This window comes from Cupriavidus sp. FW305-46, assembly GCF_058787075.1.
This window is the reverse complement of record NZ_JBYSZI010000005.1, coordinates 92,134-105,222: the sequence shown is the minus strand read 5'-3', so window position 1 is coordinate 105,222 and position 13,089 is coordinate 92,134. Positions and strand designations below refer to the sequence as shown.

The window sequence follows — 13,089 nt, the reverse complement described above, 5'->3', positions numbered from 1 at the left end:
TTGCGGCCCCACCCCGTTTTGTTTTGCCTGGCCAGCCGTCAGCGCTTCCTTGTGGCTGGCGGCTGAATCACCGTCGGCAGCGCCTTGGGCAGGGTATCCGGATAGTCCCGGCTGAAGTGCAGGCCCCGGCTTTCATGGCGCGAGTAGGCGCTGTCCACGATCAGCGAGGCCACTTCGACCAGGTTGCGTAGCTCCAGCAGGTCGCTGGTGACGCGGAAGTTGGCGTAGTACTCGGCGATTTCCTCGCGCAGCAGGCCGATGCGGTGCTGAGCGCGCTCCAGCCGCTTGCTGGTGCGCACGATGCCGACGTAGTTCCACATCATGCGGCGCAGCTCGTCCCAGTTGTGCGACACCACCACTTCCTCGTCGGCATCGGAGACGCGGCTTTCATCCCAGGCCGGCAGCGTGATGTCAGGCAGGCCGGCCTTGTCCTTGGAAGCGATGTCCTCGGCCGCGGCGCGGCCGATCACCATGCATTCGAGCAGCGAGTTGGAGGCCAGCCGGTTGGCGCCATGCAGGCCGGTGCAGGCGGTTTCGCCCACCGCGTACAGATTGCCGATATCGGTGCGCCCGGAGGTGTCGGTGACCACGCCGCCGCAGGTGTAGTGGGCGGCCGGCACCACGGGAATCGGCTCGCGCGTGATGTCGATGCCGAGCTCCAGGCAGCGCGCGTGGATGGTCGGGAAGTGTTCTTTCAGGAAGGATTCGGGCTGGTGGCTGATGTCCAGGTAGACGCAGTCCAGGCCGCGCTTCTTCATCTCGAAGTCGATCGCGCGCGCCACCACGTCGCGCGGGGCCAGTTCGGCGCGCGCATCGTGTTCGGGCATGAAGCGGGTGCCATCGGGCAGCTTGAGCAGGCCGCCTTCGCCGCGCACCGCTTCGGAGATCAGGAAGGACTTGGCGTAGGGGTGGTACAGGCAGGTCGGGTGGAACTGGATGAACTCCATGTTCGAAACCCGGCAGCCCGCGCGCCAGGCCATGGCGATGCCGTCGCCGGTGGCCGTATCCGGGTTGGTGGTGTACAGGTAGACCTTGCCGGCACCGCCCGCGGCCAGCACGGTGTGCGTGGCGGTGAGGGTGCGCACCGCGCCGGTGCTGTCGTCCAGTACGTACAGGCCGTAGCAGCGGTTGCCCGGCAGCCCCAGCTTGCGCGAGGTGATCAGGTCGATCGCGAAGTGGTCTTCCAGGATGGTGATGTTCGGGTGCTGCATGGCCTGCTGCAGCAGCGTGCTGACCACGGCATGGCCGGTGGCGTCGGCGGCGTGGATGATGCGCCGGCGGCTGTGGCCGCCTTCGCGCGTCAGGTGGAAGCCCAGTTCGGCCTGCTCGTCGCGCGTGAACGGCACGCCGCGGTCGATCAGCCACTGGATGGCCTCGCGCCCATGCTCCACGATGAAGCGCGTGGCCTCTTCGTCGCACAACCCCGCACCGGCGACGAGCGTGTCCTGCGTATGCTCGTCATGGCTGTCGCCGGAATCCAGCACGGCGGCAATACCGCCCTGCGCCCAGTCGCTGGCGCCCTGGGTCATGGCGCGCTTGCTGAGGATGGCCACCCGGTGGGTGTCGGCCAGTTGCAGCGCGACCGTAAGGCCGGCCAGGCCGCTGCCGACGATGGCGACGTCGAAATTCATGGTGCGGAGTGCGCTGGGGGGCGCCAGGCAAAAAGGAGGAAACGGGAAAGTCTACACCTGAAGCGCCATCCCGCGCATCAGCGCGTCGCGTGGGGGTGGGCGCTTATCGCCGCGCGGGCCTGCGCGGCGCGCAGGCAACAAAAAGCCCCGCGGCATGGCGGGGCTTTCTGGCGGGAACCGGGATCAATTACTTGATCTTGGTTTCCTTGTAAGCGACGTGCTTGCGGGCGACGGGATCGAACTTCATGATCTCCATCTTTTCCGGCATGGTGCGCTTGTTCTTGGTGGTCGTGTAGAAATGACCCGTACCTGCGGTCGATTCCAGCTTGATCTTGTCGCGGCCGCCCTTGCTTGCCATGATGTGCTCCTAATTAGACTTCGCCGCGTGCGCGCAGGTCGGCGAGCACGGAGTCGATGCCTTTCTTGTCGATCAGGCGCAGGCCGGCGTTCGAGACGCGCAGGCTCACCCAGCGGTTTTCGGATTCAACGAAGAAACGACGATTCTGCAGGTTGGGCAGAAAACGGCGCTTGGTCTTGTTGTTTGCGTGGGAAACGTTGTTGCCGACCATCGGCGCTTTCCCGGTCACTTGACAGACGCGTGCCATGAAGCACTCCTAAATCTTCTATTCGTGGACAATGTTCGCAACAGATCAACAAAAGGCGCGCGGGCCCGGACTGCAGCGGTTGAGACTTCAGCAAAACGGGCATTATAGACCGGATTCCCTCGCCGAATCAATGCCTTCTGTGCTTTGGCGTTATCCGGTGTTGCTGCGCTGTATATGCCGTGGCGTTGGCGTCACAGCCCGGGCAGGCGGTCGCAGCAGTCGGCCAGCGAGCGGATTTCCTGGCCGGCCACGATGAAATGGTCGAGCAGCCGCACGTCGATCAGATCGAGGGTGCGCGCCAGTTCGTGGGTCAGGCGGATGTCGCTCTGGCTCGGCGCGGTGGTGCCGCGCGGGTGGTTGTGCGCGACGATGATGCCGGCCGCATTATGCACCAGGGCCTGGCGCGCCACCTCGCGCGGGTAGACGGCGGTGCGCGTCAGCGTGCCGCGGAACAGTTCTTCACTGGCCACCATGCGGTTGCGCGGATCCAGGAACAGGCACAGGAAGACCTCGTGCGGCAGCGGCGCCAGCGTCAGGCGCAGGTAGTTGCGCACCGCCGCCGGGCCGTCGAAGCCGGTGGGCAGGCGCAGCGATTCAGCCAGCGCGCGCCGGGCCAGCTCCGGAATGGCCTGCAGCTGGGCATACTTGGTTTCGCCCATGCCCCGGACGCTTGTCAGTGCGCGCCCCTCGGCCGCGAACAGGGCTGTCAGCGAGCCGAAGCGGTGCAACAGCTCGCGTGCGAGGTCCACGGCACTTTTTCCGGCAGCGCCCACGCGCAGCAGGATGGCCAGCAGCTCGGCGTCGGACAGGGCGGCGGCGCCGCTTTCCATCAGTTTCTCGCGGGGCCGCTCGCAGGCGGGCCAGTTGGCAATGGTCATGAGCACTCCAGGGTAGTCACGCCGTGATGAGGGTGAGGCCGGGCCCGGGGCGGCGGGCAATGGGCCAGTCGAATACAATACGGGTTGTTGACCGGTTGATCACCCATGAATTTGCAAACTTTCGCGTCGGAAACCGACGGCGGCACGGCTGGCCGCAAGACTGTCCAGGCCGACTCTTTCCTGACCCTGCACTACAGCATCGCGCTCGAGAACGGCACCGAGGTCGTCAGCACGTTCGAGGAGAAGCCCGCCACGCTGCTGCTCGGCCAGGGCCAGTTCGCGCCGACGCTGGAGCAGGCGCTGCTCGGCATGCCCGAAGGCGAGCGCATGACCTACCGGCTGGCGCCGGAGCAGGCCTTTGGCCCGCGCAACCCCGAGCTGCTGCAGTGGGTGTCGCTGGCCACGCTGCGCGAGAACAGTTCCTTCGAAGAGGACTACAGCCCGGGCGACCTGGTTGAGTTCAACGCGCCCGGCGGCGGCAAGTACGCGGGTGTGCTCAAGGAGTTCGGCGAGACCGCCGCGCTCTTTGACTTCAACCATCCGCTGGCCGGGCAGACCATCCTGTTCGACGTGCAGCTGATCGGCATTCTCTGAGCGCGCCGCACGTGTGCCGAACCATCCTGATACCGCAGCATGCCTGACCTGACCCCCGCACCCGACGCAGAAATCCTGATGGCGCAGCCGCGCGGCTTCTGCGCCGGCGTGGATCGTGCCATCGAGATCGTCGAGCGTGCGCTCGAGCGCTTCGGCGCGCCCATCTACGTGCGCCACGAGATCGTTCACAACGCCTATGTGGTGGCCGACCTGCGCCGCAAGGGCGCGGTGTTCGTGCGCGAGCTCGACGAGGTGCCCGCGGGCGCCACCGTCATCTTCAGCGCCCATGGCGTGTCGCGCGAAGTGCGTGCCGACGCCGCCGCGCGCGGGCTGCACGTGTTCGATGCCACCTGCCCGCTGGTGACCAAGGTGCATGTCGAGGTGAGCAAGATGCGCGCCGAGGGCTGCGAGATCGTGATGATCGGGCATCGCGGCCATCCGGAAGTGGAGGGCACCATGGGCCAGGCCAGCAGCGGCATGCTGCTGGTGGAGTCGGTGGCCGACGTCGCCACGCTGCAGGTTGCCGACCCGTCGCGGCTGGCCTACGTGACCCAGACCACGCTGTCGGTGGATGAGACCCGCGAGATCGTGGCCGCGCTCAAGGCGCGCTTCGCGCAAATCCGCGAGCCCAAGAAGCAGGACATCTGCTATGCCACGCAGAACCGCCAGGACGCGGTGAAGTTCATGGCGCCGCAGGTGGAGGTGGTGATCGTGGTGGGCAGCCCCAACAGCTCCAATTCCAACCGCCTGCGCGAGCTGGCCGAGCGCCTGGGCGTGCCGGCCTATATGGTGGACGCCCCCGAGCAGGTGCGCCCCGAATGGATCGCCGGCAAGCGCCGCATCGGCCTGACCGCCGGGGCTTCGGCGCCCGAGGCGCTGGCCCAGTCCATCGTCGAGCGCCTGCGTGAGCTTGGCGCGCGCCAGGTGCGCCCGCTTGACGGCATCGAAGAGAACATGGCCTTCCCGCTGCCGCGCGGGCTGCTGCCGGCCAGCGCCGCCGCCTGATCCGGTGCGGGCCGTGCCCGCCTGCCAGCCCCGCCTTGAACAAGGGCGCCGCTTGATGCGGCGCCCTTTGTCTTTGGTACGCCCGATTTGCAGCCGGCCGGCGCGAATAATGCACGGCGATGGTGCAGGTAATACATGGCTGTCCTGCGGATCAGACAAATCAGGGTAATCCCCCGGTTTGGGGTTTTCCCTATTATGGTGCGGCGCTACATTCTGCACATTAGAGAACGGTGCAGCTGAATTTAAATGAAACACCTAATTAATAAAGGCGCATTATAGGTGGTGCCGGCGATGCTTATCCGCCCCATCGGGCGGCGCAGGCACGATTCTTGTAAGTAGGTGAGGCGGCCGCGTCATGTGAGCGGGAATTGCCGCAATCTGTGCATTGGGGAAATTCCCTAGCTCATTTGACCGGTAAATGGTTAAGGATGTTGCGTCGCGTATTGCATCGACTAAGAAAGGGGATACAATGCGCGCGTTTCAAATTGAAACTAAACAAAGGCGGTCCAGGGAAACGTCCGGGAGGCGTTGAAAATCCCTGTCTTCGTGAATCCTAGGAGATCACTCATGCAAATCACGTTTGCCAAGATTCTGCCGATTGCGGCCGCAGTGGCGCTGGTAGCAGCTTGCGGCAAGAAGGAAGAGAAGCCGGCTGATGCGGCGCCTTCGGCGCCGGCGGCAGCCGCTCCTGCAGCGGGCGGCGGTGAAGTCGTCGTCAAGATCGGCCACGCGGCCCCGCTGACCGGCGGCATCGCGCACCTTGGCAAGGACAACGAAAACGGCGCCCGCCTGGCCGTGGAAGAAGTCAACAAGACCGGCCTGGAGATCGGTGGCAAGAAGATCAAGCTGGAACTGATCGGCGAAGACGATGCCGCTGACCCCAAGACCGGCACCTCCGTGGCGCAGAAACTGGTCGACGCCAAGGTCGTGGCAGTGGTCGGCCACCTGAACTCGGGCGTGTCGATCCCGGCCTCGAAGATCTACAGCGACGCCGGCATCGTGCAGATCTCGCCGTCGTCGACCAACCCGGACTACACCAAGCAGGGCTTCAAGACCACCTACCGCGTGGTCGCCACCGATGCCCAGCAAGGCCCGGCACTGGCCAACTACGCCGCCAAGACCCTGCATGCCAAGAGCGTGGCCATCGTCGACGATGCCACCGCCTACGGCAAGGGCCTGGCCGACGAGTTCGAGAAGACCGCGAAGGCGGCCGGCGTGAACGTGGTGGCGCGTGAAGCCACCAACGACAAGGCCACCGACTTCAAGGCCATTCTGACCAAGATCAAGGGCAAGAAGCCTGACGTCATCATGTACGGCGGCATGGACGCCACCGGCGGCCCGTTCGCCAAGCAGGCCAAGGAACTTGGCATCGGCGCCAAGATCGTCGGCGGCGACGGCGTCTGTACCGACAAGGTGGCTGAACTGGCCGGCGATGCCGTGTCGAACATCATCTGCTCGGAAGCAGGCCTGGCCCTGTCGAAGATGGAGACCGGCGCCGAGTTCAACAAGCGCTACCAGGCTCGCTTCAACGCCCCGGTGCAGATCTACGCACCGTTCACGTATGACGCCGTGATGGTCGTGGTCGACTCCATGAAGCGCGCCAACTCGACCGAGCCGGCTGCCATCCTGGCCGAAATGCCCAAGACCAATTACAAGGGCGTGATCGGCAATATCGCCTTCGACGAGAAGGGCGACATGAAGGAAGGCACCATCACGCTGTACGAGTACAAGGACAAGAAGAAGTCCGTCCTCGACGTCGTGAAGATGTAATCTGGGCTTACCGGCCCATCCGAACGGCACCGTGAGTATTTTGCGGTGCCGTTCTTTTTAGCCTCGCCTAATGTAGAAGCATCCTTACCATGGATGGAGCAGGGCAGGTCGCTTACCAGCAAACCAACCACCGCAACGTTACCCATTACACACCATGGTCCCCCCCCCGGCATCCACACCATGCCGCAAGGTCCGGGACTGAAGCAGGAGTTTTCATGGATATCTTTATCCAGCAGATCGTGAACGGTCTGGTGCTCGGCAGCATCTATGCGCTGATCGCACTGGGCTACACCATGGTCTACGGTATTCTCGGCATCATCAACTTCGCCCACGGCGATGTGCTGATGATCGGCGCGCTGACCGCCCTGTCAGCCATCCTCGGATTGCAGAAGTTCGCCCCCGGCCTGCCTGAATGGCTGACGCTGGTGATCGCCACGCTGGTCGCGATGCCGGTCTGCGCGATCCTGTCCTATTCGATCGAGCGGATCGCCTACCGGCCCTTGCGCAATGCGCCACGGCTGGCCCCGCTGATCACCGCCATCGGCGTCTCCATCATCCTGCAGACGATGGGCATGCTGATCTGGTCGCGCAACCCGCTGACCTTCCCGCAGCTGCTGCCGTCTGAGCCGATCGACATCGGCACGACCGGCGCCACCATCACCGGCAAGGAAATGGTCATCATCGGCATGGCCGTGATGGTGATGTCCGGCCTGCTGGCCCTGGTCAACCGCACCAAGCTCGGCCGCGCCATGCGCGCCACCGCCGAGAACCAGAAGGTGGCCGGCCTGATGGGCGTGAACCCCAATTTCGTCATTTCCGCCACCTTCATGATCGGCGCCACGCTGGCCGCGCTGGCCGGCGTGATGATGGCCACCAACTACGGCAATGCCCACTTCTACATGGGCTTCATCCCCGGCCTGAAGGCGTTTACCGCCGCAGTGCTGGGCGGCATCGGCAACCTGGCTGGCGCCATGGTCGGCGGCATGCTGCTGGGCCTGATCGAAGCGCTCGGCGCCGGCTATATCGGCGACCTGACCAACGGCGTCTTCGGTTCGAACTACCAGGACGTCTTTGCCTTTATCGTGCTGATCACCGTGCTCGTCTTCCGTCCGTCCGGCATCATGGGCGAACGCGTGGCGGATCGCGCCTGAGGAGAGCGAATCCATGAATACTCCGATTCCATCCACGGCAGCCGTCGCGGCGCCCACCAAGGTGCCGGCCAAGACCCTGGCCGCACTGATTGGCTTCCTGGTGATCGCCCTGTGCGCACCGTTCTTCGTCCAGACCCTGGGCGGCAACTACTGGGTCCGCGTGCTGGACTTCGCGCTGCTGTACATCATGCTGGCGCTGGGCCTGAACATCGTGGTGGGCTTTGCCGGCCTGCTTGACCTGGGCTATATCGCGTTCTACGCGGTCGGCGCCTACCTGATGGCGCTGCTGGGCTCGCCCCACCTGGCGAACCAGTTCGAATGGATCCAGCAACTGTTCCCCACCGGCATCCACCTGTCGATGTGGTTCGTGTTGCCGATCGCGATCCTGGTAGCCGCCACTTTCGGCGTGCTGCTCGGGGCGCCAACGCTGAAGCTGCGCGGCGACTACCTCGCCATCGTGACGCTGGGCTTCGGCGAGATCGTCCGCATCTTCATGAACAACCTTGACCGCCCGGTCAACATCACCAACGGGCCCAAGGGCATCACCGCGGTGGACCCGGTCCATATCTTCGGCTTCGACTTCTCGAAGTCGCACGAGATCTTCGGACTCAAGTTCACGCCGGTGTTCATGTACTACTACCTGCTGGTGTTCCTGGTCATCGTGATCGTGTTCGTGAGCCTGCGGCTGCAGACCTCGCGTATCGGCCGCGCTTTCGTGGCCATCCGCGAAGACGAGATCGCCGCCAAGGCAATGGGCATCAACACCCGCAACATCAAGCTGCTGGCCTTCGCCATGGGCGCTTCGTTCGGCGGCGCCTCGGGCGCGGTGTTCGGCGCATTCCAGGGCTTCGTGTCGCCGGAATCGTTCACGCTGTGGGAATCGATCTACGTGCTGGCCATCGTGGTGCTCGGCGGCATGGGCCATATCCCGGGCGTGATCCTGGGCGGCGTCCTGCTGGTGGGCTTCCAGGAGTTGCTGCGCGTGGTGGCGGAGCCGATGCAGACCGGCTTGTTCGGCCATGTCATCGTCGATGCCGAAGTGCTGCGCCAGCTGCTGTTCGGCCTGGCCCTGGTCGGCGTCATGCTGTATCGCCCGGCAGGCATCTGGCCGTCGCCGCGCAAGGAAGACCGCCCGGTGGTGCGCCGTGCGGGCAGCGTGGGCCGTTTCTGACCAGGAGGACAACATGAGCAACAACGATTTCCTCCTGTCGGTACAGGGGGTCAACAAGCGTTTCGGCGGCCTGCAGGCACTGTCCGAGGTGGGCCTGCAGATCAAGCCGGGCGAGATCTACGGGCTGATCGGCCCCAACGGCGCCGGCAAGACCACCTTCTTCAACGTGATCACCGGCCTGTACACGCCGGATTCAGGCGAGTTCGTGCTGGGCGGCAAGCCCTACCAGCCGACCGCCGTGCATGAGGTGGCCAAGGCCGGCATCGCGCGCACGTTCCAGAACATCCGCCTGTTCGGCGAGATGACCGCGCTCGAGAACGTGATGGTGGGGCGCCACGTGCGCTCCAAGGCCGGCGTGTTCGGCGCGATCTTCCGCCCGCCCGCGGTGCGCCGCGAGGAAGAGGGCATCGAGGACATGGCGCACGACCTGCTCGACTATGTCGGCATCGGCAAGTACGCCAACTTCACCGCGCGCAACCTCTCCTACGGCCACCAGCGCCGGCTCGAGATCGCGCGGGCGCTGGCGACCGAGCCCAAGCTGCTGGCGCTGGACGAACCGGCCGCGGGCATGAATGCGACCGAGAAGGTGGAGCTGCGCGGACTGCTCGACAAGATCCGCAACGATGGCAAGACCATCCTGCTGATCGAGCACGACGTGAAGCTGGTGATGGGCCTGTGCAACCGCATGACGGTGCTGGACTACGGCAAGGTGATTGCCCAGGGCCTGCCGCACGAAGTGCAGAACAACCCCGCGGTGATCGAGGCCTACCTCGGCGCATCGGCACACTGATGGCCGGAGGACAAGCAATGACACAGACAGTACTGAAGATCTCCGGCCTCAAGGTCGCCTACGGCGGCATCCAGGCCGTCAAGGGCATCGACCTGGAAATCCGGGACGGCGAGCTGGTGACGCTGATCGGCGCCAACGGCGCCGGCAAGACCACCACCATGAAGGCCATCACCGGCCTGCAGGGCTGGGCCAGCGGCGACGTGGAATACATGGGCAAGTCGATCAAGGGCGTGCCCAGCTACGCGCTGCTCAAGCAGGGCCTGGCGATGGTGCCGGAAGGCCGCGGCGTGTTCGCGCGCATGACCATCACCGAGAACCTGCAGATGGGCGCCTACACGCGCAACGACGACGCCGGCATCAAGGCCGACGTCGAGCGCATGTTCGGCATCTTCCCGCGCCTGAAGGAACGCGCCAACCAGCTGGCGGGCACCATGTCCGGTGGCGAGCAGCAGATGCTGGCAATGGCGCGCGCGCTGATGAGCCAGCCCAAGGTGCTGCTGCTGGACGAGCCATCGATGGGCCTGTCGCCGATCATGGTCGAGAAGATCTTCGAGGTCGTGCGCGACATCTCGGGCCAGGGCGTGACCGTGCTGCTGGTGGAGCAGAACGCGCGCCTGGCGCTGCAGGCTGCCCACCGCGGCTATGTGATGGAGTCGGGCCTGATCACCATGAGCGGGGACGCCAAGCAGATGCTCGACGATCCCAAGGTGCGGGCCGCCTACCTGGGCGAGTAAGGCGCGCGCTGCCGCCTCCCACCCCGCCGCAAGAGGGGTGAGGGAGAGGGCAGGCGCACGCAGGCGCAAGGCCTTTCCCCTTGCTGCGGGGCCCCGCGCAACGCCTGCTCAGGCTGGCGTGCGCGGGTTCTGCGGCGCTGGCTCTCTCCCTCACTCCTTTGCGGCACCACAAAGAAAAAAGCCTCGCGCGAGCGAGGCTTTTTTTCCGTCTGGCGAATGAGCAGGCTCAGGCCAGCTTCTTCAGCAGCGTGCGCAGCATGCCGATCATCTGGTCGATCTCTTCGCGCGTCACGTTCAGCGCCGGCATGAAGCGCAGCAAATTGGCGCGCGGCGCGTTCAGCAGCAGGCCTTGCGGTGCCATGTCGCGGGCTTCTTCCACCAGTTGCGGGCCGATGTCCTTGCCCAGCATCAGCGCGCGCAGCAGACCGTTGCCGCGTTCGCCGGCCAGGCCGAACTCGGCGGACAGCGCCAGCAGCTGTTCCCTCAGGTATTCGCCCTTGGCCTTGACGTCGTCGAGGAAGCCCGGCGCGGTCAGCTGCTCGATCACGGCGCTGCCCACCGCGGTCATCAGCGGGTTGCCGTTGTAGGTGCCACCCTGGTCGCCGGCCTCGAAGCTGGCGACCTCGGCCTTGCACAGCAGCGCCGACAGCGGCACGCCGCCGCCGATGCCCTTGCCCAGCGTCATGATGTCCGGCTCCACGCCCGCCAGCTCGTAGGCGAACAGGGTGCCGCAGCGGCCGCAGCCGGTCTGCACTTCATCGACGATCAGCAGCAGCCTGTGCTTGTCGGCCAGCGCGCGCAGGCCCTGCATGAACTCGCGCGTGGCGGGGATCACGCCGCCTTCGCCCTGCACCGGTTCCAGCATGATGCCGACGGTCTTGTCGGTGATCAGCTTCTCCACCGAGGCCAGGTCGTTGAGATCGGCGCGCGGGAAGCCCGGCACCTGCGGCGCGAAGATGGTGTCCCAGCCGGCCTTGCCCGACGCGCTCATGGTGGCGAGCGTGCGGCCATGGAAGCTGTGGTCCATGGTGATGATCTCGAAGGCGCCGTCCTTGTGCTTGCGGCCCCATTTGCGCGCCAGCTTGATCGCGCCTTCGTTGGCCTCGGCGCCGCTGTTGGCGAAGAAGACCTTGTCGAAGCAGCTGTGGTCGGTCAGCTGCCGGGCCAGCTTGAGCATCGGCTCGTTGTAGAAGGCCGGGCTCGGGTTGATCAGCCGGTGCGACTGGGCCACCAGCGCGTCGATCATGCCCTGGTTGGAATGGCCCAGGCAGTTCACTGCCCAGCCCTGCACGAAGTCCAGGTATCGCTTGCCGTTGTGATCCGTCAGCCAGGAGCCCTTGCCCTCGGTGAACACGAGCTCGGGCCGGTTGGTGATGTACATCAGGGATTGGACGGGATACTCAGCAAATGCCATGGCGGACTCCAGGGGTCGGCTTTAAACGATGGACGGACGGGCGTAACAACCGGGACAAAAACAAAAAGCCACGGGGGTTGCCCGTGGCTCGTTGACATGAACAGACGCAGTCGACGGTCAGCCGCGCGGCACCCCAGCGGGGAGCGACGTACGGAAGCTGCGGCGTCGGTTGAAGGTCATGTGCATGCGGGCAAATATAAGGCGCATGCGCCCGGGTGTCAAAACGAATTTTGGCTGGCCCGGGCATTGTTGCGCTGAGGGAACGGCTCTCGGGCGGCCTCAGGCCGCGGGAGTGGCCGGGTGCATGTCGGCCTCGGAGGTGAACGAGTCGGCGAAGAACGCGTCCTCGTGCAGCTTGCACTGGCGGGTGAAGTCGCCGCGCGCGGCATTGATCATCACCGGGGCGCCGCAGGCATAGACCTCGTGGCCCGACAGGTCGGGATGGTCGGCGATCACGGCCTGGTGGACAAGGCCGGTGCGGCCCTGCCAGTTGTCTTCAGGCAGCGCGTCGGAGATCACCGGCACGTAGCGGAAGTTGGGCAGCTCGCGCGCCCACTGCTCGCACAGCGCGTGCATGTACAGGTCCTTGGGCCGGCGGCCGCCCCAGTACAGGGTCATCGGGCGCTGGATGCCGGTGTAGGCGGCGTGCTCGACGATGGCCTTGATCGGCGCGAAGCCGGTGCCGGAAGCCAGCAGGATGATCGGGGCCTCGGACTCCTCGCGCAGGAAGAAGCTGCCCAGCGGGCCCTCGAAGCGCAGGATGTCGCGCTCCTTCATGGCCGGCTGGCCTTCCCTGGCGCCGAAGACATAGTCGGTGAAGGCGCCGCCGGGCATATGGCGGATATGCAGTTCGATCGGGCCGTCTGCATGCGGCGGCGTGGCGATCGAATAGCTGCGGCGCTTGCCGTCGCGCAGCAGGAATTCCACGTACTGGCCGGCCAGGTACTGCATGCGCTCGGTCGCCGGCAGCTGCAGCTTGATGGCGATCACGTCGTCGGCCAGGCGCTCGATCGCGGTCACGCGGCACGGCACCTTCTTGATCGGGATGTCGCCCGCGCCGTGGACTTCGCGGCACTCGATGGTGACGTCCGAGGCGGCGTTGGCGCAGCAGAACAGGGCGCGGCCCTCGGTCTTCTCCTGCGCGGTCAGTGCCGCCGGGGCGTGGTCGCCCTGCACGATGGTGCCTTCGAGCACGCGGCCCTTGCACGAGCCGCAGGCGCCGTTCTTGCAGCCGTAGGGCAGCCCGATGCTGTGGCGCAGGGCCGCGCCGAGGATGGTTTCGTCCGCTGCCACTTCAAACTTGTGGCCGCTGGGCATGACGGTTACTTGATAAGCCATAATCGGTC

Annotated in this window: 13 protein-coding genes; 7 read left to right on the top strand and 6 right to left on the bottom strand. The window is 65.4% G+C overall.

Annotation, left to right across the window (positions count from 1 at the left end; all coding sequences use genetic code 11):
• Positions 1-38: 38 nt before the first annotated feature.
• From nadB to radC, 4 genes are all read right to left on the bottom strand, one after another.
• Positions 39-1,631, bottom strand: a complete 1,593-nt coding sequence (nadB, locus tag AC3WON_RS03965) for an L-aspartate oxidase (RefSeq protein WP_010814981.1) — start codon at positions 1,629-1,631, stop codon at positions 39-41.
• Between the two features lie 187 nt (positions 1,632-1,818).
• Entirely contained in the window at positions 1,819-1,989 is a 171-nt protein-coding gene (rpmG, locus tag AC3WON_RS03960; RefSeq protein ID WP_010814980.1) for a 50S ribosomal protein L33, read from the bottom strand.
• A gap of 13 nt (positions 1,990-2,002) precedes the next feature.
• Positions 2,003-2,236, bottom strand: coding sequence for a 50S ribosomal protein L28 (gene rpmB / locus AC3WON_RS03955; protein ID WP_006575661.1), 234 nt, complete (start codon positions 2,234-2,236; stop codon positions 2,003-2,005).
• Positions 2,237-2,427: 191 nt separating this feature from the next.
• Entirely contained in the window at positions 2,428-3,114 is a 687-nt protein-coding gene (radC, locus tag AC3WON_RS03950; protein WP_492351193.1) for a RadC family protein, read from the bottom strand.
• A gap of 105 nt (positions 3,115-3,219) precedes the next feature.
• On the opposite strand from radC, the gene AC3WON_RS03945 reads away from it, so the two are divergent.
• The 7 genes from AC3WON_RS03945 (at position 3,220) to AC3WON_RS03915 (ending at position 10,329) form a co-directional block, all read left to right on the top strand.
• Positions 3,220-3,708 carry an FKBP-type peptidyl-prolyl cis-trans isomerase gene (locus tag AC3WON_RS03945; protein WP_010814978.1) on the top strand — a complete coding sequence of 163 codons (489 nt, stop codon included), beginning with the start codon at positions 3,220-3,222 and terminating at the stop codon, positions 3,706-3,708.
• A gap of 39 nt (positions 3,709-3,747) precedes the next feature.
• On the top strand, positions 3,748-4,713 hold the full coding sequence (gene ispH / locus AC3WON_RS03940) for a 4-hydroxy-3-methylbut-2-enyl diphosphate reductase (RefSeq protein WP_492319665.1): 966 nt from the start codon (positions 3,748-3,750) through the stop codon (positions 4,711-4,713).
• Positions 4,714-5,280: 567 nt separating this feature from the next.
• A complete protein-coding gene (locus AC3WON_RS03935; RefSeq protein ID WP_492319666.1) occupies positions 5,281-6,483 on the top strand; it encodes a branched-chain amino acid ABC transporter substrate-binding protein in 1,203 nt (400 codons plus the stop codon).
• A gap of 215 nt (positions 6,484-6,698) precedes the next feature.
• Positions 6,699-7,634, top strand: a complete 936-nt coding sequence (locus tag AC3WON_RS03930; RefSeq protein WP_439668224.1) for a branched-chain amino acid ABC transporter permease — start codon at positions 6,699-6,701, stop codon at positions 7,632-7,634.
• A gap of 13 nt (positions 7,635-7,647) precedes the next feature.
• Positions 7,648-8,805 (top strand): ABC transporter permease subunit, encoded by a 1,158-nt coding sequence (locus tag AC3WON_RS03925; RefSeq protein ID WP_010814974.1) that lies wholly within the window; start codon positions 7,648-7,650, stop codon positions 8,803-8,805.
• A gap of 13 nt (positions 8,806-8,818) precedes the next feature.
• On the top strand, positions 8,819-9,595 hold the full coding sequence (locus AC3WON_RS03920) for an ABC transporter ATP-binding protein (RefSeq protein WP_492319667.1): 777 nt from the start codon (positions 8,819-8,821) through the stop codon (positions 9,593-9,595).
• A gap of 17 nt (positions 9,596-9,612) precedes the next feature.
• Positions 9,613-10,329: an ABC transporter ATP-binding protein gene (locus tag AC3WON_RS03915; RefSeq protein ID WP_492319668.1), complete on the top strand. Its 717-nt coding sequence runs from the start codon at positions 9,613-9,615 to the stop codon at positions 10,327-10,329.
• Between the two features lie 226 nt (positions 10,330-10,555).
• Here the strand turns inward: AC3WON_RS03915 and AC3WON_RS03910 are convergent, their stop codons facing one another.
• Both AC3WON_RS03910 and AC3WON_RS03905 read right to left on the bottom strand, forming a co-directional pair.
• Positions 10,556-11,743, bottom strand: a complete 1,188-nt coding sequence (locus tag AC3WON_RS03910; protein ID WP_492351192.1) for an acetylornithine transaminase — start codon at positions 11,741-11,743, stop codon at positions 10,556-10,558.
• Positions 11,744-12,022: 279 nt separating this feature from the next.
• Positions 12,023-13,081, bottom strand: coding sequence for a CDP-6-deoxy-delta-3,4-glucoseen reductase (locus AC3WON_RS03905; protein WP_492351191.1), 1,059 nt, complete (start codon positions 13,079-13,081; stop codon positions 12,023-12,025).
• Positions 13,082-13,089 lie beyond the last annotated feature (8 nt).